General features: G+C 46.7%; 19 protein-coding genes. 5 read left to right on the plus strand and 14 right to left on the minus strand.

The genetic code is table 11. From position 1 onward, the window contains the following. Positions 1-131 precede the first annotated feature (131 nt). Both ACFRAM_RS10900 and ACFRAM_RS10905 read right to left on the minus strand, forming a co-directional pair. Complete coding sequence (locus ACFRAM_RS10900) at positions 132-650, minus strand: deoxycytidylate deaminase (RefSeq protein ID WP_379465859.1); 519 nt, start codon at positions 648-650, stop codon at positions 132-134. Between the two features lie 106 nt (positions 651-756). Next, positions 757-1,479: a ComEA family DNA-binding protein gene (locus ACFRAM_RS10905; protein ID WP_379465860.1), complete on the minus strand. Its 723-nt coding sequence runs from the start codon at positions 1,477-1,479 to the stop codon at positions 757-759. Positions 1,480-1,665: 186 nt separating this feature from the next. Here ACFRAM_RS10905 and comER point away from each other — a divergent pair, with 186 nt between their 5' ends. Beyond that, positions 1,666-2,517 carry a late competence protein ComER gene (gene comER, locus ACFRAM_RS10910; RefSeq protein ID WP_379465861.1) on the plus strand — a complete coding sequence of 284 codons (852 nt, stop codon included), beginning with the start codon at positions 1,666-1,668 and terminating at the stop codon, positions 2,515-2,517. Positions 2,518-2,624: 107 nt separating this feature from the next. Here the strand turns inward: comER and leuS are convergent, their stop codons facing one another. The 8 genes from leuS to ACFRAM_RS10950 all read right to left on the minus strand — a co-directional run bounded on the left by leuS (position 2,625) and on the right by ACFRAM_RS10950 (position 12,595). Then, positions 2,625-5,072 (minus strand): leucine--tRNA ligase, encoded by a 2,448-nt coding sequence (leuS, locus tag ACFRAM_RS10915; RefSeq protein WP_379465862.1) that lies wholly within the window; start codon positions 5,070-5,072, stop codon positions 2,625-2,627. Positions 5,073-5,682: 610 nt separating this feature from the next. After that, positions 5,683-6,750, minus strand: coding sequence for an AI-2E family transporter (locus ACFRAM_RS10920; protein ID WP_175372792.1), 1,068 nt, complete (start codon positions 6,748-6,750; stop codon positions 5,683-5,685). 230 nt (positions 6,751-6,980) lie between these two features. Further along, positions 6,981-7,190, minus strand: a complete 210-nt coding sequence (locus ACFRAM_RS10925; RefSeq protein WP_066364384.1) for a hypothetical protein — start codon at positions 7,188-7,190, stop codon at positions 6,981-6,983. 14 nt (positions 7,191-7,204) lie between these two features. After that, positions 7,205-7,726, minus strand: coding sequence for a PRC-barrel domain-containing protein (locus ACFRAM_RS10930; RefSeq protein ID WP_066364385.1), 522 nt, complete (start codon positions 7,724-7,726; stop codon positions 7,205-7,207). A 96-nt stretch (positions 7,727-7,822) separates the two neighbouring features. Next, the gene (locus ACFRAM_RS10935; protein WP_379465863.1) at positions 7,823-8,974 is read right to left on the minus strand and encodes a cysteine desulfurase family protein; all 1,152 of its coding nucleotides are present in this window, start codon (positions 8,972-8,974) and stop codon (positions 7,823-7,825) included. A gap of 131 nt (positions 8,975-9,105) precedes the next feature. Continuing rightward, positions 9,106-9,564 (minus strand): 2-thiouracil desulfurase family protein, encoded by a 459-nt coding sequence (locus ACFRAM_RS10940; protein ID WP_379465864.1) that lies wholly within the window; start codon positions 9,562-9,564, stop codon positions 9,106-9,108. Between the two features lie 131 nt (positions 9,565-9,695). After that, on the minus strand, positions 9,696-10,970 hold the full coding sequence (locus ACFRAM_RS10945; RefSeq protein WP_379465865.1) for an MFS transporter: 1,275 nt from the start codon (positions 10,968-10,970) through the stop codon (positions 9,696-9,698). Between the two features lie 737 nt (positions 10,971-11,707). Further along, positions 11,708-12,595: an AraC family transcriptional regulator gene (locus tag ACFRAM_RS10950; protein WP_379465866.1), complete on the minus strand. Its 888-nt coding sequence runs from the start codon at positions 12,593-12,595 to the stop codon at positions 11,708-11,710. Between the two features lie 125 nt (positions 12,596-12,720). Here ACFRAM_RS10950 and ACFRAM_RS10955 point away from each other — a divergent pair, with 125 nt between their 5' ends. Further along, a complete protein-coding gene (locus ACFRAM_RS10955) occupies positions 12,721-13,209 on the plus strand; it encodes a GNAT family N-acetyltransferase (RefSeq protein ID WP_379465867.1) in 489 nt (162 codons plus the stop codon). 149 nt (positions 13,210-13,358) lie between these two features. Here the strand turns inward: ACFRAM_RS10955 and cymR are convergent, their stop codons facing one another. Then, complete coding sequence (gene cymR, locus ACFRAM_RS10960) at positions 13,359-13,778, minus strand: cysteine metabolism transcriptional regulator CymR (protein WP_175372785.1); 420 nt, start codon at positions 13,776-13,778, stop codon at positions 13,359-13,361. A gap of 323 nt (positions 13,779-14,101) precedes the next feature. Between cymR and mnmA the strand changes: the two genes are divergently transcribed. Next, the gene (mnmA, locus tag ACFRAM_RS10965) at positions 14,102-15,226 is read left to right on the plus strand and encodes a tRNA 2-thiouridine(34) synthase MnmA (protein WP_379465868.1); all 1,125 of its coding nucleotides are present in this window, start codon (positions 14,102-14,104) and stop codon (positions 15,224-15,226) included. Between the two features lie 379 nt (positions 15,227-15,605). Then, entirely contained in the window at positions 15,606-16,016 is a 411-nt protein-coding gene (locus ACFRAM_RS10970) for a DUF2000 family protein (protein ID WP_379465869.1), read from the plus strand. Positions 16,017-16,103: 87 nt separating this feature from the next. Here the strand turns inward: ACFRAM_RS10970 and ACFRAM_RS10975 are convergent, their stop codons facing one another. Then, the gene (locus ACFRAM_RS10975) at positions 16,104-16,517 is read right to left on the minus strand and encodes a CPBP family glutamic-type intramembrane protease (protein ID WP_379465949.1); all 414 of its coding nucleotides are present in this window, start codon (positions 16,515-16,517) and stop codon (positions 16,104-16,106) included. Positions 16,518-16,771: 254 nt separating this feature from the next. After that, positions 16,772-17,545: a class I SAM-dependent DNA methyltransferase gene (locus tag ACFRAM_RS10980; RefSeq protein ID WP_379465870.1), complete on the minus strand. Its 774-nt coding sequence runs from the start codon at positions 17,543-17,545 to the stop codon at positions 16,772-16,774. 61 nt (positions 17,546-17,606) lie between these two features. Here ACFRAM_RS10980 and ACFRAM_RS10985 point away from each other — a divergent pair, with 61 nt between their 5' ends. Further along, the gene (locus ACFRAM_RS10985) at positions 17,607-18,053 is read left to right on the plus strand and encodes a GNAT family N-acetyltransferase (RefSeq protein WP_379465871.1); all 447 of its coding nucleotides are present in this window, start codon (positions 17,607-17,609) and stop codon (positions 18,051-18,053) included. 120 nt (positions 18,054-18,173) lie between these two features. On the opposite strand, the gene ACFRAM_RS10990 is transcribed toward ACFRAM_RS10985, so the two are convergent. Then, entirely contained in the window at positions 18,174-18,542 is a 369-nt protein-coding gene (locus tag ACFRAM_RS10990) for a MerR family transcriptional regulator (protein ID WP_379465872.1), read from the minus strand. Positions 18,543-18,586: the final 44 nt, after the last annotated feature.

Consider the following 18,586-nt stretch of genomic DNA (forward strand, 5'->3'; position numbering starts at 1 on the left):
ATTAAAATCTATCGGCATCAAATGCAAATTATCTTTTCTAAACATAAAAAAAGACCCCTGTATCCGCACCATACATGCGTCTACAGAGGTTCTTCCTCCGGTTCAATACTATTTATTTCGTGGTTTCCGGTTTATTCCGATATCGTTATCATCGTCTCCGGCGGTGGCTCATAGCTCTCCAACTGGCGGAAAATAATCCCCTTGGCGGCCATCATAGCCCGTACTTTCTCCATATCCTTCCGGTAAGGACGATAGTACACGATCTCTACAATCCCGCTGTTGGCCAGCATATTGGCGCAGGTCCAGCAGGGCTCATCGGTGACATACACGGTACTGCCTTCACGGTCAATCCGGTCGGTGAACAGCAGCAGGTTCTGCTCCGCATGGATAGTGCGAATGCAGCGCTGCTTCTTGACCATCCTCTCGTTACCGTCCACTACCTCCATTTCAACCGTCTCCGAGATCATACAGCCGGCTTCCGAGCAATCCGGTACTCCCATCGGTGCGCCATTATAGGCGGTACCCAGTAGCTTCTTGCCCTGCACCAGCACGGCACCGACATGACGACGATTACAACGCGAACGGGTCGAGACCATGCAAGCAATGTCCATAAAATAGGTATCCCAGTTTTTGCGTTTGACTACAGTCATCTTCCATCTCCATCTTCTCTATGTCAAAATATTTGTTTACTATTGTAACACATCACCGCATGTGTCCACTAGAACAAGAAGTGCCCGCTACGCTTCAAGATTCCCATTAAAAAGTCACCAGTGGCCGCAGTTTTTCCAGCACCTTGGGGCCAATTCCTTTGACCTTGCCGAGGTCAGTCGCACCCCGGAAAGCACCTTTGCTGCTACGATAATCGATAATGGCCTGCGCTTTCTTCTCCCCGATCCCCGGTAAATTCATTAATTCCGCTACGGTTGCGGTATTAACATTAATCAGACCGGAAGTAGGGGCAGCGGGTGGCTGGACAGGGGGAGCAGCTACAACTGCTGCGGCGCTTGCCCCAGCACTCAGTCCAGCACTGGCTCCAACACCCGCTCCAACACTTGCTCCACTACTCACTCCAGCACCCGGCTGGCCCGGTACTTGTCCCTCTACAGAGGCCTGCTGCCCGGACGGAGAAACTGCATTTGCAGCATTTGTATCGTTTGTGGCATTTCCAGCCCCTGCAGGCAGCGCCGCCCCTGTGTTTGCCCCTGCCGCATCAGCGTTCCCCAATGTTACAGGTGCTTTTGCCGCAGCGGCTTCCGTCCCTGACTGAACAGACTCCGCCAAAGCCCCCTCCTCCTGTCCGCCTTTTTCACCAGCCGGCATTTTTGCTTCCTCATGAACGGGAACCCCGATGGCCTCCCCCATGCTTACGTTAAGCGTTTCCCAACCAGCTATACCGGAACTACTGCCACTCGCAGCCCAGATCAGAGCGCTGCCTATAAGCGCCGCGGCTATTCCACCAATGATTGTTCCTTTATTCACCTAACTTCACTCCTTCCTCTGCATCCTTCTATTCGTTTTTTTGAATATAAATACAACCTCTGATATATAAACTCTTGTTGTTTTATACAAAACCTGTCATGAGTCCAAGGCTACCCTGCATACATATAACGAAGAGAATTCATGTCATTCCTCAAAAAAGCAACACAGGAAAGGAGGAACCTTAGGATGAAGATAGGATTTATCGGAACCGGCAGCATGGGCAGTCTACTGATTGACGCGTTCATTTCCTCCGGTGCACTGGAGTCAAGCCAGGTGCTGGCCAGCAACCGCAGCCCGGGCAGGCTGTTGCAGCTTCAAGAGCGGCATCCCGGTATCGAGCTATGCGGCAGCAACCGCGAGACCGCTGGCGGAAGCGATATCCTTTTTATATGCGTGAAGCCCCTGGAATTCAAAACGTTAACGGATGAGATCGGCTCTATCTTGACGAAAGAGCAAATTGTAGTCTCCATTACCAGCCCTGTGCAGCTGCATCATCTGGAAACTGTTCTGCCATCCAAAATCGCCAAAGTCATTCCCAGCATTACGCACAGCGTCAAGAGCGGCTCTTCACTTTGCATCTTTGGCAGTCGGTTAAATACAGAAGACAGGCAGAAGCTGCTCAGTCTTCTGTCATTTATCGGCGTTCCTATAGAGATCAACGAAGCCCATACTCGAATTGCTTCTGATTTCTCCAGCTGCGGACCTGCTTTTCTAAGCTATTTCATCGAGCGCTGGATCAATACCGCTGTCGTTGCAACCGGTATTGACGGAAATTTAATCAGTCGCCTGGCCGGTGAAATGTTACTTGGCACAGGTAAGCTGCTGACCGAAGGAAACTTCAGCCCGCAGGAGCTGCAGGAACGGGTCGCCGTTCCCGGCGGCATTACAGCGGAAGCGCTGAACCATTTGCGCCTTAGTTTAGATGGTGTCTTCGAGAAGTTGATCTCTACAACCCATGACAAATACGACGAGGATGTCGACAAGCTGAATCTGCTCTTCGCATTGGACGACACTCCCCAAAACTCACTAGATAGCTAGTAACTTCCACGAAAAGAAGCCCGGTTCAGACAGCTTCACCCGTATTTAGCAAAACAAAACCCGCAGCACGGATCACTCCGTTGCTGCGGGCAAATTGCGTTCTTCGCTTAACCCACTACGATATTTACAAGCTTGCCGGGAACGGCAATAATCTTGCGTACGGTCTTACCTTCAACGGCTGCACTCACATTCGGGAGCGCAAGCGCGTGGGCCTGCATGTCTTCTTGGTTCATATCCTGCGGGATCAGGGCGCGTTGTACGATTTTGCCGTTTACCTGCACGACAATCTCAACCTCGGCATCCACCGTCCATGCTTCATCATAAGCTGGCCAAGCCACGTAACTGATGCCACCTTCATGACCCAACAGCTGCCACAGCTCTTCCGCAAGGTGAGGCGCCAGAGGGGACAACATTTGAACAAAGTTCTCAGCCGCTTCTGTAGACAGCGTCTCCTGCTTATAGGCGTCGTTGATGAAGATCATGAGCTGACTGATCGCCGTATTGAAGCGCAGAGCCTCGAAGTCCTCGGTAACCTTCTTCAATGTCTTATGCCAAGTCCGTTTGAACTCGTCAGTACCGCCGTCAGCTGTAATCTTGCTGGTCAGGCTACCATCCTCGTTCACGAACAGGCGCCATACGCGGGACAAGAAGCGGTGGATACCTTCCACACCTTTTTCGTTCCAAGGCTTGGTGGCTTCCAGTGGTCCCATGAACATTTCATAGACACGCAGCGTATCTGCACCATAAGCTTCTACAATCTCATCCGGGTTGATAACATTGCCGCGTGACTTACTCATCTTCTCATTGTTGTTACCCAAGATCATACCTTGGTTCACCAGCTTGTGGAACGGCTCCTTGGTGTGTACTACGCCCAGATCGTACAGCACTTTATGCCAGAAACGGGCATACAGCAAGTGAAGTACCGCATGCTCAGCTCCGCCGATATACAGGTCCACCGGCAGCCATTCTTTCTGCTTCTCTGGCGAGCACAGCGCCTCATCATTGTGCGGATCAATATAACGCAGATAGTACCAGCAGCTGCCCGCCCATTGCGGCATGGTGTTGGTCTCGCGGCGCGCCTTCATGCCAGTCTCTGGATCTACAGTCTCTACCCATTCCGTCACGTTCGCCAGTGGAGATTCGCCTGTACCCGACGGCTTGATAACATCAACATCCGGCAGCATCAGCGGCAGCTGATCTTCCGGTACAGTCTTCATCGTTCCATCTTCCAAATGCAGAATTGGAATCGGCTCACCCCAATACCGCTGACGGCTGAACAGCCAGTCGCGCAGACGATATGTGACTTTGCCTTGACCTTTTCCGTTCTCTTCCAGCCAGGAAATCATCTTGGCAATAGCTTCTGCATTATTCAGGCCATCCAGGAACTCGGAATTAACGTGCGGGCCGTCTCCAGCGTAAGCTTCTTCTTCAATGTTGCCACCTTGCACGACTTCTACGATGTTCAGACCGAATTGCTTCGCAAATTCCCAGTCGCGTGTATCATGACCCGGCACGGCCATAATAGCTCCTGTTCCATAACCGGCCAGTACATAGTCGGCGATCCAGATTGGCACTTGCGCACCATTAACCGGGTTAACTGCATAAGCTCCGGTAAATACGCCTGTCTTCTCTTTTGCCAGATCGGTACGTTCCAGGTCACTCTTGCGTGAAGCCTTCTCACGGTATTCCGAAATCGCCGCACGCTGTGCTTCAGTGGTAATTACGTCCACCAGTTCATGTTCTGGCGCCAATACGCAGTAGCTGGCTCCGAACAAAGTATCCGGGCGGGTCGTAAATACTTGAAGGCTGGACTCATGGCCCTCAATAGCGAAGGTCACTTCCGCACCGGTTGATTTACCGATCCAGTTACGCTGCATATCCTTGATACTCTCGGACCAGTCCAGCTCTTCCAGATCCTCAAGCAAGCGCTCCGCATAATCGGTGATCTTCAGAATCCACTGACGCATTGGCTTGCGCACCACGGGATGACCGCCGCGCTCACTTTTGCCATCGATGACTTCTTCGTTCGCCAGCACTGTTCCCAGCGCCTCACACCAGTTCACCGGCACTTCAGCTACATAAGCCAGGCCACGATTGTAGAGCTGAATGAAAATCCACTGTGTCCATTTGTAATATTCCGGATCTGTCGTACTAATCTCGCGATCCCAGTCATACGAGAAGCCCAGGGACTTGATCTGACGGCGGAAGTTGTCGATGTTCTTGAACGTGAATTCCCGCGGATCCTGTCCGGTATCCAGCGCGTACTGTTCTGCTGGCAGGCCAAAAGCATCCCAGCCCATCGGGTGCAGTACATTGTAACCACGCATACGCTTGTAGCGGGAGACGATATCTGTTGCCGTGTAGCCTTCCGGATGGCCTACATGCAGCCCTGCACCTGAAGGATACGGGAACATATCCAGCGCGTAAAATTTCGATTTGCCTGGTTCTTCACCAGTCTTGAAAGTCTTGTGTTCATCCCAGTATTTCTGCCATTTCGGCTCAATGCTTTGGGCGTGATAGCCTGTAGTGGCTGTGTTTGGTTTATTATCGCTCATCTTATGCCCCTCCTTGGAGTGTTGCTAATCAGAAGAAACGGCTGTGCCGTCCCCTTGGAAGAGGAAGACATGCGTTTCTCGCAAAAAATATAAGCCGTATGTACTGCGCGGAGCATATACACTCTTATATTCAAGTAGAAACGGCTTATCCGTCCTCTAAGGGATGACGTCCGTTTCAGCGAGAAATATAAGGATGGTTTATAAGCGTAAAACTTATAAACCCTTATATTTTCAAAAAAACCTCCCATCCCTAGCGTATAATCGCTAGGGACGAGAGGTCTGAATTCCCGTGGTACCACCCTAGTTAGCGGCTGGATATGCTTTACCGGCCACTCACTTTGCACCCTTTAGCGGGGGTGAGGCGACGATGGTTCACACACATTGTGATGTTCTCCCAAGGGATTGCATCTCTTCTGCGGCTTGCATCGTTACTCCGAGGTGAGTTCATTCCTGTCCGTCAACCGGCTCGCACCCTTGTGCCGGCTCTCTGCAATAACGGTCTATCCGGAACTAATGCTCCTCATCATTGAACAGCTATTCACGATGTAAATCGTAATATTCCACAACATTATATACAATAGCTCCACCTGTAGTCAATCATTAACGACATCTACACCGGCTTTCTTCTAATATAATATGCCACAAAATGCTGAATGACGACCTTTGCCGCCGCGAAAAACGGCACTGCCAGAATTAATCCCAGCATCCCGGCAACCTCGCCCCCGACCAGCAAGGCAAAAATAATCAGCAGTGGATGCAAATGAAGCGTCCGCCCTACGACCTGAGGAGAAATAATGTTGCTCTCCACAATCTGGCACAGAGTATTCACCAGTGCAACCAGCAGCACCAGCTTCAGCGAGACGGTCGAAGCCATCACAACGGCCGGTGCTGCGCCGAGAAAAGGCCCCATATAAGGCACGATATTAAACACCGCAACGACACTGGCGAACAGCAGCGCATAGGGCATCCCGATGATTGCATAGCCAATATACGCAAACACTCCAATAATTAAACAGACCAAAAATTGACCCCGAATATAGTTCCCTAGCGCCTCATCGATATCTTTGAACAGAGTGACAATCGATTTCCGGCGCGACCTTGGCAGACACGACACAATCGTCCGTTCAAACACTTCAAAGTCCTTGAGGATATAGAAAACAAGAAACGGTACGATAAAGGCATTAAACAGCACGTTGATAGTAGAGCCTATGTTATCAAGAAAGTTAGAGATCCCTTCTGCCAAACGATTTTCCAGCTGAAAAAACCAGTTGTTCATCCCCATTCCCACTCCTGGCGGAATCAGCTTGGAGTTCATGCCGCTCATTAAGCTCTGGGCACGGAGTGTCATTTCCGGCAGATGCTCATTTAATTCTTCCAACTGCTCGATGAACATCGGGATGAGATTGATCGCAATGACGGCAATGGCTGTCAGAAATACGGCATATATAAGCAGAACAGCGACACTTCGCGGCATTTTGCGTCCGGCCAGCATGCTGACTACGGGATTAAGCACATAAGATATAATCATGGCTGCCAGAAAAGGCGCCAGAATGGCTTTTAAAAACACCCAAATGCCCATCAGCATCGGACGAAGCAGCCAAACAAAATACAAAATGATCAGAGAGAGCAGCACCCCGATCATCCAGCGAAACCATTTACTTTGGGACCATTGCTCCATGAGTGTGACCTCCTGCGGTATAACTGGACTGGCTACGTACATAAGTATATGTTCTACCGCAGTAAAATAATCGCATCTACTTCGACGGAACCAAAATAAGGCTCTCGCTCCCGGCCAAAAGGAGTGCCCAAAACCAAAAAACGCCAATAACCCTGCAGCTTTGGTTCGCTGAAAGGAAATTGACGTTATATGACCTATGTACCGCTGTTCAGACCAACCCTAATGACAACTCAGGAAGAGGCGTGAATCTGCGGGAAATCCTGGGCGATTTCTTCTCCGGGAAAGAGGTCGTCGAGCGAGCTGAGCGTACCGTCTTCCTCCACCTGGTATACGGACATTTTCTCCCCGTTCACCGTTAATTCAATAAAGCAGCCCCAGCAATAAAATTGATGCGAGCCGATCTTTCCGATATCTTTAGAGCCACAGTTTGGACACTTCATAATATATATTCCACCTATCCGTTAACAATATTAATGGCTTTCTGTAGCCGTTCTTCGCTCATCGCGGGCACCATGACGGTATCCTCACCGATAGACATCTCTTCAGAACAAGGCAGCCATTTGCGGCCTTCGATCAAATCAGTCACAAGTCCGTCACTGATTTCCAGCGCTACTATTGTGTTTCCCATCTTTTGGTCAAAATAAACATCGGAGATCCGGCCCAGTATCGTTCCGGCTGCAGTAATGACCTGCAAATCCTTCAATTTACGTTTGCCCAGAAGAAAAGTATATGGTATGTGGTCAGCTTCTGCCTTTTCAATCGACTCTTTACTGCGAATCATGACAGCATCCTCGCCATAGGCGATCATTTCGTTCCATGCCACAACTTTCACATGATTGGTGAAAAAAGTTTTGCTTTCCAGTTCAATACCCGTAATATTCCAGTTTGAATCCACCAGAATATCGACAATTTTTCCGACTTCCTGACCTTCTTCAACCTCAAATACAGCGAGGCCAATCATATCCTGAAGTTTCATAGCTGTTCCTGGTCCCCCTGCTAGTGAAGTGTATTGGGATTTCCAAAGAGCCGAATGCCCAAATTCCATCACTCCATATCAGAACCGAAAAAGCGCCTAGTCTCTATTACGCAGCCGATTCAAAATGGTTGCAACTTTTTGGGCAACATACTCTATTTCTTCAGTAGTATTACCCAAACCCGTGCTAAAACGAATCGCTGTGTCCAAAAGATTCCCGGAGAGCTTCATCGCTTGCAGCACATGGGAAATCTCCAGTGATCCTGAGGTGCAGGCCGAGCCGCTGGCTGCGGCAATTCCCTCCATATCCAGGTTCATCAGCATGACATCGGTGCGAACCCCCGGAAAGCTCACATTCAAGATCGATGGTAAAAAATGCTCAGAGTTCCCGTTAACGGAGAATCCCTCGCTCCCAACCAGACGCTCCAGCTCATCCCGCAGCAGCTTCCGCAGTTCCAGTGCCGTCGCACTGCGCTGCTCCTGCCCCTGAATCGCCAGCTCTACCGCCTTCGCGAACCCGGCGACGCCTGCCAGATTCTCTGTGCCCGCACGCCGGCCACGTTCTTGCAGACCGCCGTGCAGTCTTGGATGCACCGGCGCACCGCGCCGTACATAAAGGCCGCCGATGCCCTGCGGCCCGTTTATTTTGTGAGCGGTGAAGCTCATGTAGTCCACAGGAAGCTCATGCAGCCTGATCGGCAGCGCCCCTAGTGCCTGAACCGCATCAACGTGGAACAGAATACCCCGCTCCGCAGCCAGACGGCCGATCTCTGCAATCGGCTGAACAGTGCCCACCTCATTGTTGGCATACATCACACTGATCAGCACAGTGTCTTCACGTAAAGCGGCCTCTACATCAGCTACAGATACAAGGCCTGTCTCATCAACGGGCAGATAAGTAACCGTGTACCCTTGATGCTCCAGTTCCTCGCAGGTATGCAGCACAGCATGATGCTCAATCATGGTGGTAATGATATGACGACCTTTGTCTGTAGAGGCAGCCGCAGCACCGAACAGTGCCAGATTGTCGCTCTCTGTCCCTCCGCCAGTGAACACCCACTCGTCGGAGGAACAGCCCAAAAAGGCCGCGAGAGAATCACGCGCCCCGTTCAAAATTCTTTTGGCTGAACGCCCGAATTGATGTACACTCGACGCATTGCCATAGCTTTCTGTCATTATATTCAGCATGACCTTCGCTACCTCAGGATGTATCGGGGTTGAAGCAGCATGGTCTAAATAGATGGATTTCATAGCTAAAGTTCTCCGCTTCTATAGATATGGGAATTGGTAATTTGATTATAACGCCAAAGGCGTCAATTTTCCAAAAAAAGTTATTGCATGGATTAATGTTACGGCATAGATTCAACTTAGAGTTTTATCATTCAGTCTAATATGTCGGCCAGATGATCCTCGGAGATCACGGTGATGCCATGTTTACGCAGCAGTGCAGAAGTGACGCCATCCCCGGTAATCTTTTCACCTGAAAACTCGCCGTTATAGATCATTGCGCTACCGCAAGACGGACTATTCTCCTTCAGTACAACCACGGTGGCCCCCATCTCCCGGGCCTTGTCCAGTGTAATGTGCGCACCACGAAGGTACAGCTCAGTCACATCGACTCCGGACCTGTCCATCACCCGGGCCTTTCCTTCCAGCACATCATAGCCGTCTCCGCCAACGATTTCAGCCGGTTCCCGTGGGGTAGAAAATCCGCCCAAAAGTTCAGGGCAGACCGCCATGGCCTTATCCTCGTCCAGAAGTTTCTGAATGCTTTCATGCAAGCAATCCGTGCCGTTATATCTTACTTTCATTCCTGCCAGACATGAACTTACCAGAATCACCCGGAACACCTCTACTTCACAAATTATAATGCCCTGGAGGCACAAGAAAAAACGGATGCACCATCCCCATCAGGGACGGTGCCCGTTTTGTTTGAGTAACATTATACTGTCAAGTATACCAGAAAACCGCCTTATTCGCGCTGTTTTTCTGCTGCCCGGTCCCGAATCTGTCTGGCAAACAGGCCAAGAACTGGCGTCAGCAGTACAGCTGAAGCAACGATGGAGGCACGGACAGACAACCGGTTACCAATCCAGCCTACCAGCGGTCCTCCCGCCGACTGGCCGAGCGCATCGGATTGGCTCATCATCGAAATCACCGTTGCCCGTGACTTACTCTCGATGTGCTGATTGAGCCATGTGTTGTAAATCGGTCCGTTCAGGGTCATGACCGTATCGTGCAGCAGCACAGCGGCAAGCGCCCACCCGAAGCCGGGAGCAAATGCCATGAGCAGGATTGCCCCGATCCGCAAAGCAGTCAGCACTATCAGACTGAAGAGTATTAGCGGCCGGCTGTTGATATCCAGCTTTTTCTCCGCGAGCCAGACAACCGGCAGACTGACCAGTGTTGACAGCAAAGCGATCAATCCGACCCACACTGCAACCGAGACCGTTATCCCTTCGGGAAATCCGATGTCTGTAATCAGATGTGCCTGCCATAACCGGTCATACCCTTCCGAGGCTGCACCACTAAACACGGTAACGAGCAGCAGCATCAGCAGAACCGGATGACGGCGAATCATCCCTGCTCCAGACAGCCAAGCGCCCTTCATACTTTTCAAATGTGCAAATGGTGTTCCCTCACTCTTCTCCGGTCTGACAAACTTCGTCTCCCTCATATACCGAATCAGAAAGAATCCCAGCACAAGATACATCAAGCCAGCTGCCACATAAGGCAGATTTGACCGGATCGTAGAAAGCCCTACACTAATGCCGATGCCAGCCAGTGTTCCGAACAGGCCTAGTCGCTTGGCAGTCAGAAAAACACGCCCGGCTTCCTGCTCGCCAACCTCATCTACAATCCAGGCAATATCAGCACCGCTCGTGAACGTGTAACCAATGCCAAAGAAAACCTGTGACACTAAAAGCCACGCAAAAGCAGAAAGCAACGGAACACTGCTCTCCAGCGCCTGTACACTACCTTCAACAACAAAGCCTACACCCAAAATAAACATTCCGATGATCACCGACCATTTGCGGCTGTACACATCCGCGATTACACCGGTAATCCCTTCAAAAATCAATACTGTCAGCTCCAGCACCGCACCCACCATCAGCAGCTGCAGCGGACTCAGACCGAGAGTAATAACCTGATACACCGCATAGGTGGTAAACATTGTGGCACTGGCAAGGGATGTCCAAAATCCCATAAAGGAATACACATGTCTTGCATTAAGCTGTCTTTTCATTAAACCGGGTCCGCCTCTCTATTCACGGCAGAATCTCCGTACACGTTCATCCCGGCTTCATGAATTCCAGTCTAAGCCGTGCGAAAGTTCTACCGGTCTGTACTTTCTTTCCATACTGTGAGTGAACAAGCAGCCAAGTTTCTCTGTCGCATATAAGCACACCTCCGAAATTAGTTGAGATTAATTATATTCATTGGATACAAGTTAGGCAGGGGAAAGAATGAGTATAGTTGAAAAGTACCCGGCGGGGTCCGATAGTAGAAACATAGGAAATGGGAGTTACGGAGGCGAGTCAATTGCAACCACATATAGCAGATTATTTAAAAAGAATTCTTATCACTACTAATGAAGGATCGAAGTGCAATTAACGGCATTTTCGTACCTTAAATCCTCTGCAGCTAAGGGTTATTGGAGATTAAGTGCAATATTGTACCTTAAATTTACCAGAATACCCCCTATAGGGTGCTTTTTCGAAAATCAAGATACAATAATGTCCTTATTTACTAAATTTATATATTAAAATGAAAAATAAGGTACAAAAATGCCGTTAGTTGGGGCGATGCCCCCTCCTTTTCATTGTTACGCTTCAGGTAGTTGAAATTGGCGATAGTCTATGTTCCAATAATAGCCTTCCTATAGAAAGCTTTCAGGCACGCGCTTTGCGCTTACAGTTCCAAAGTTCCCCGTTTGCTCATCTACGCTTTTTGTTAATTTTCTTTAGTCGGTAATGTCTACTTTTAGAGTTCAGATTTCCGATACTCTCCAGGTGTTATTCCATGATGCTTCTTAAAGGATTGAATGTAATGATTGACATGATTGAATCCAACCCGAGTGGCAATTTCAGTAATAGTGAATCTCGACGCATCTAGCAGTTCCACACTTCGTTTAATCCGATATCCAATAAGGTAGTTATACGGAGTTGTATGAACAATTTTATGAAAACACCTGCCACATTCTGCGATACTAACCCTAGCCGATTTGGCTATATCTGCTAAAGAGATATCTTCCGAGTAATTTTGATGGATAAAGCTGAGGATGGATTGCACACGCTCCAGCTGTTGCATCTTGGATTTATTATTTGTCTCGTTTTTTTGTAAGGGAACATGACTTATCAATTTCATCCACATACAGTTTATCTTGCAAGCCACTTCATACTCCCATCCAAAATATCTTGGTTCATCGTACATTTTTTTCAGGTCCCATAACATTTGAATTAAATAGGCTTGCCAATCTACGTCTTTATTGAGAATCTTCGCTGGAAATGCTGAGCTATTGGTATAGGGTTGGACATATTGCAGCTCCATTCGGCTTCCTGAAAAAAAACATAATAGTTTTTCTGGAAAATTGAAACTTACATATTGCCCATCAGCGGACATCTCTGTTGTTACATGCAACAAGCCTTTGTTTATAAAAATTGCTTCTCCCGAATTCAGCCTATAATTATCACCGTTAATTTGCATGCTTATCCAACCGGAAGTAACTAAAGTTAGTTGAATTTCATCATGCCAGTGTAAGTCATTAAAACCTCTTCCGCGAGGTATACACGACAATCGAGTGACCGTATACATTTCAATTGGGAAAAGCGTGTCTGGATAATAATTCTTTTCCTCCAAATTCTTATTCATATATCCTCCACTTCAAGAATGACGATATTCTTATATAAAATGATAATATAATTGCAGATTTCTCAAATAAATGATGATATCATCATATCTAATTTCAAATTACATTTAAAGTTAGGAGAGCAAAAATGCACATTACATTCCGAGAGTATAAGAAAGAAGATATAACGCTCCTTAAAAATATTTGGAACGACATATTAATTGACGGTGTCGCATTTCCTGGAGAGGATCACTACGAGGAGAAAGAATTCGAAAATATGCTGGAGGAACAATCTGCTGTCACATGCATCTTGGTAGATGATGAAGTGGCTGGTTACTATATTTTGCACCCTAATAATATTGGCAGATGCAGCCATGTAGCAAACGCGAGTTATGCGATCTCCAAATTGTACCGCGGCCGTAAATTAGCAGACCCGCTGGTCAAAAAATCGATCGAACAAGCTAGAAAATTGGGTTTTAGAGGAATGCAATTTAATGCAGTAGTTTCAGGCAATTCAGCAGCTATTCACACCTATCAGAAAGCCGGATTCAAGACCGTAGGAACCATTCCGGAAGGGTTTCGCTTGAAAAGCGGAGTGTACTCAGATATGCATATCATGTATCTCCACTTTAGTTAATATTCACAGAGCTTATCATGTAAATAGAATAAAAGCCCGCCGACCAATTAAGGTTGACGGGCTTTTATTGCTGGTTATCTGCTCCACAGTAACAGGGGATAGCAGAGTTATGCGTGAAGTACTTTGAAATTAATTAATTTACTTTTTTTCTAAATATAGAACATGTAGTTATCTGCATGATTCTCTTCTTTAAAATTGATCAGATCCGACAATGTGGTGGAATCCAGCACATCAGCAATGCTGTCGCGGATACGAAGCCACAGGTCGCGCTTAGCCGGGTCATCTTCTTCCGTAAAATCGACAGGGGAAATAGGACCTTCCAATACGCGGATGATATCTCCCGCCGTGATGGAAGCGACTTCGCGGGACAGAATGTAACCGCCGTAAGCTCCGCGAATACTTTTTACAAGACCTGCGTTCCGCAGGGGAGCGATCAGTTGCTCCAGATAATGTTCAGACAATCCGTTTTTCTCAGCAATGCTCTTAAGTGATGTTGGGCCCTCGCCGAACTTCATGGCAAGCTCCATCATAATTGTTAATCCGTAACGTCCTTTTGTCGATATTTTCAAAGGGGCACCTCTTTCGGTTTAGTTGCTGTTTATAGTATAATCATTAGTCGGGTAATACAAAACTTACATTTCAACGTATTCCGATGTTTCCTATGAGTTTATGTTAACATATCTGCGCCCACATTTGGAGAACAAAACGTAACTTTTTGCAAGAATGTTCTCTCCCAGTGGACAAATTGTCATGACTTTGGGCTTTTTTGGCTGAATTTAGCCTAAAGTGGACAGTCTGTGGTAGACAGGTATGTTATAATACAATTTGAGCCGGGTGTTTCATAAATACTTTGGCCGTTCGCTTCATATTTTGCACAGAAATGGTGATTACGATGACAAAAGCAAAGCAAGACACACGTGTCGTCGTCGGCATGTCCGGAGGAGTCGATTCCTCCGTCACGGCGCTTCTGCTCAAGCAGCAGGGCTATGACGTCATCGGCATCTTCATGAAGAACTGGGACGATACCGACGAATTCGGCGTTTGCACGGCAGAAACGGATGCAGAGGATGTTCGCCGCGTCTGCGAGCAGATTGATATCCCTTACTATACCGTAAACTTCGAGAAGGAATACTTTGATAAAGTCTTTTCCTATTTTCTCGATGAATATAAGGCTGGACGCACCCCAAATCCCGATGTCATGTGCAACCGTGAGATCAAATTCGGGGAATTCCTGAACAAGGCACTGCAGCTCGGCGCAGATTATGTAGCTACAGGTCACTATGCCCGCGTGGTTGAGGAAGATGGCGTGTATAAGCTGCTGCGCGGTGTCGATAACAACAAAGATCAGACCTACTTCCTGAATGCATTGAATCAGTACCAGCTCTCCAAAGCTATGTTCCCAATCGGTCATCTGCCGAAGCCGGAAGTACGGAGAATTGCCGAAGAAGCGGGTCTATATACCGCGAAGAAAAAAGACAGCACCGGCGTCTGCTTCATTGGAGAGCGTAACTTCCGTGAATTCCTGAGCCAGTACCTGCCGGCACAGTCAGGCGACATGGTCGACATCGCTACCGGCGAAGTCAAAGGCCGTCACGAAGGGCTGATGTACTACACACTGGGACAACGTCAAGGGCTGGGTATCGGCGGATCGGGCAATGGTGAGCCATGGTTTGTGGCAGAGAAGGATTTGAACCGCAACATTCTATACGTAGTACAAGGCGACAAGCACCACAGCCTCTACTCCACTGGGCTCGTAGCCTCCGGAGTGAACTGGATCAATGGCGCACAGCTCGGTGCAGAACCCGTGCAATGTGTAGCGAAGTTCCGCTACCGTCAGCCGGACCAAGGCGTAACACTGACTGCCCGCGAAGACGGAACTGTGCATGTAGCGTTTGACGTCGAGCAAAAGGCGATTACGCCTGGACAGGCTGTTGTGTTCTACCAAGGCGAAGAGTGCCTTGGCGGCGGAACGATTGAATATGCAGAGAAAGTTGTGCCTTTGGTGCAAAACGTTTAAGGGGCGCGAGTTACAACATATTGCATAGATTACAAATAGACGTGAAGGCTGCAAAAAAAGGTGACTACGGACAAATCCGTTTGGTCACCTTTTTGCATACCAAAGTCCTTACTTAAAGAATTATTATACAAACTCCCCCATTTTCCCCTCCTTGCATTTGTTATATTTTTGTTCAGCTTAGCTACCAAGAAAATATTACTGTATCTTCCAATCCTGAAGCATGTAGAATAGTTATTAAGAACATAAATCGTTCAATTGCTATTACAAATCAGCTTAGCGCCGACCACTATGGACTAACAACTTACAAAGTTCTACGCAAGGGAATTAATTTGCCTTGGATTTGTTTTATTAAAAGCACTAGAGGAGTGAGGGCTGTAATATGAAGAGGATAGCTATTATATTAGACAAAAATCTAGAAATAGGCGCTGCATCAAATGTAGCTGCTTTATTAATGGGGCAAGCCTCTCTTGTTGAGCCAAGTCTATATTCAGAGAGACCTGTTTTGGATAAAGACAATGTTCAACATGCAGGTATACAATATAGCACTGTAATTCTTAAGGCTGGAGAAAATCAACTTCATACATTGATCAAACTGTTACCGATAGATGCTGCTGAATTAAAAAGCATAGTGTTCTCACAAATCGGACAATCTCTTAATAATGTCTTTGATCAGTATTCGCTAGAAATATCTTCAAAAGAAACGGAGGAAACAAAAATTGTTGGGGTTATTGTTTGGGGAGAAGAAGAGTTAGTCCGAGTGGCTACAAAAAAATATAGTGTATTAAAATAAGTATCAACTCTTTGATAATCCATATACAAATTCAGCAAAGTGTCTCCCTTTTCTATGAATCATATTTCTCAGGCGAGCATGATGTTATCACCATCTGGACTTTGCGACGCTCGATGTTAGAACCAAACCCAGTGCCACAATAAAATAGAATAGAGTAGTAACTAATAAAATTTGCAATCGATCCCCCATTTGAATTGCCATCAAATAATTGAAAAGCTGATGAATTAATATTGGAATGACGAGACTTTGATTCAACTTATAAAACATAGCAGATTTCAAAGGACTGAATCTTTTTTGTAACTCATTCTGTACAAATCCTCTCCACCCTAGCTCTTCTCCAAGTGGTCCATAAATAAGATTATTACCAAATACGATAAACAGTGTAGTCCATGAAGCAACTAATTGTTGGAGTATCGATACATTCCATATAACTTGTCTTACATATAGACTTCCTCCAAAAATAAGAAATTGGAGCAGAACAACACAAATTACCGTAGATATGCTGAGACTTTAACACAATCATCGCCAATCCGATTAGAAGAAAAAAACATAAAATATCCCGTAAGTCAAAGCAATATATTTTAATAAGATTCGCTTCAATTCGCTCCCTCACCTATGGATAGTGTCATAATAAAAAACCAAAAGAACAATTGTGCACATGTTCCGTTGGTTTTAAACTATAAACTATGGTGTTACCCCCAGGTCAACAGATCTTGAACGATATCACTGTTTTTCTTCAACTGGAATATATGATTTTAAAATTTCCGAGCTGTCACAATAGGCTGATAATAGCCTGAATCTGCTGGGAGATGCCACTCAATATCCTTGAACCCAGTCGCACTTAATGCTTCGTTAATATCCTCTCGCAGCAATGCTCTGTACTCAATTCTGTTATGTTTTGTTACCCATTCACCGTTAATTTCCTGCACAATAAATTGGTTTGTCGTATACGTTTTTCCGTCCCCCGCCCAATCCCATACCTGAAAAACGATACGTTTACCCTCATCGAAAACACGTGGCTGTGTGGTTGTCAGCCTCTCTTGTACCAATGCATCGTAGTCTCTTATGGTAACTACAAGCAAGCCATTCTGATTAAGCTTTGTATGGATATTTTCAAACGCTTTATTTAAATCGCCGTCTGTAAGAAGATGAGGAATAGCATTATCCGCCGACAGAACGATATCAAAAGATCCCGACACATCTTTATCCAACGAGCGAAAATCTGCTACGCCAAAGTTGATGTTAACCCCGCGCGATACTGCTTCTTCTTCGGCTCTTTTTACGGAAGCGGGACTTAGATCAGTCGCACTTACGTTATACCCGTACTTCGCCAACCCAATTGCTTGTGTACCTATGCCGCACGAACAGTCCAAAAGTGAAATGTGATGCGGGGGAGAAATAGCCAACTTGGATTGGATGATTTTGTCGAGAACCTCACCTTGCTGCGAAATTGCTTGATTCCAATCAACAAATATAAGATGATAGTCTTCTGCAATCTCATCATAGAACTTTAGAACAGAATCATTCAATTCAAGTCCCCCTATCAAATTGGTTATATTATATTAATTGTATCTATCTGGAGGAATTACTATGTCGTCTTTTGTAAGAATTGCTGAACCTGATGATTTAACAAGTTTGACAGAGTTAATGTATGAGTATGTCGACTTTTATCAAAATCCCCACCCGCCTATCGATAAAATTCATCAATTGATTAGAACCCTTTTTGACAAACAATTTGGCATTCAATTCGTTGCAGAAGAAGAGGGTAGACTCGTCGGTTTTGCTACTCTCTACTTTACTTTTAGTTCAATGAGAGCAGATAAAATTGCTGTAATGAACGACCTCTTCCTCAAGGAGCCTTATAGAGATTCAGAACTGGAGTCCCAACTCTATTTGGCATGTGAAAATTATTGTAAGGATTCGGGATATGCCAATATGACATGGATAACTTCTCTTCATAATAAACGCGCCCAATCATTCTTCCATAAAATGAACGCAATTCAAGGTAAAGATTGGGTACACTTCTCCGTTAATTAAGTCATCTGCAGTCAATAGACGTTACGAAGGAGAAGTTAGCGACCACGAGTGAATGAAGAAGGTTGCGCCAATCCACGTATAGAGATTAGAAGCATTTCTTTTTCGTTACTCCTAGTCTCTTTATTGCTTCTCCTTCAACAACGCCAGCTTATTGGCTAGCATACGGGCAAGAAGTGCCTGGGCTTGCTCCAATTCAATTTTCCTGAAGTCCATTTCCAACATCTTCTCGCGTAACAATTCAATGGACCGGGAGATCTCAAGTTTGCTCCCCTCTTTTTCCTCCATAACGGCTTTGATTTCTTTAAGCGTAAATCCCACAGCCTGCACACGTTTTATCAATTGAAGGTGTTCGACCGCTGCTTCGGTATAATCCCGATAGTTATTATCACCACGCACAACGTGGCGCATATTCAGCAAGCCTTCCTTCTCATAATAACGAATGGTCGGCGGCGTTAATCCGGTCTTTTGGGCCAGCACATGAATTCTCATCCTAACCTCCCCGATACACTTGACCTTAAAGTATACTTTATAGT

It is taken from the genome of Paenibacillus sp. NPDC056722 (assembly GCF_042790635.1).
Classification (GTDB): domain Bacteria; phylum Bacillota; class Bacilli; order Paenibacillales; family Paenibacillaceae; genus Paenibacillus_AQ; species Paenibacillus_AQ agri.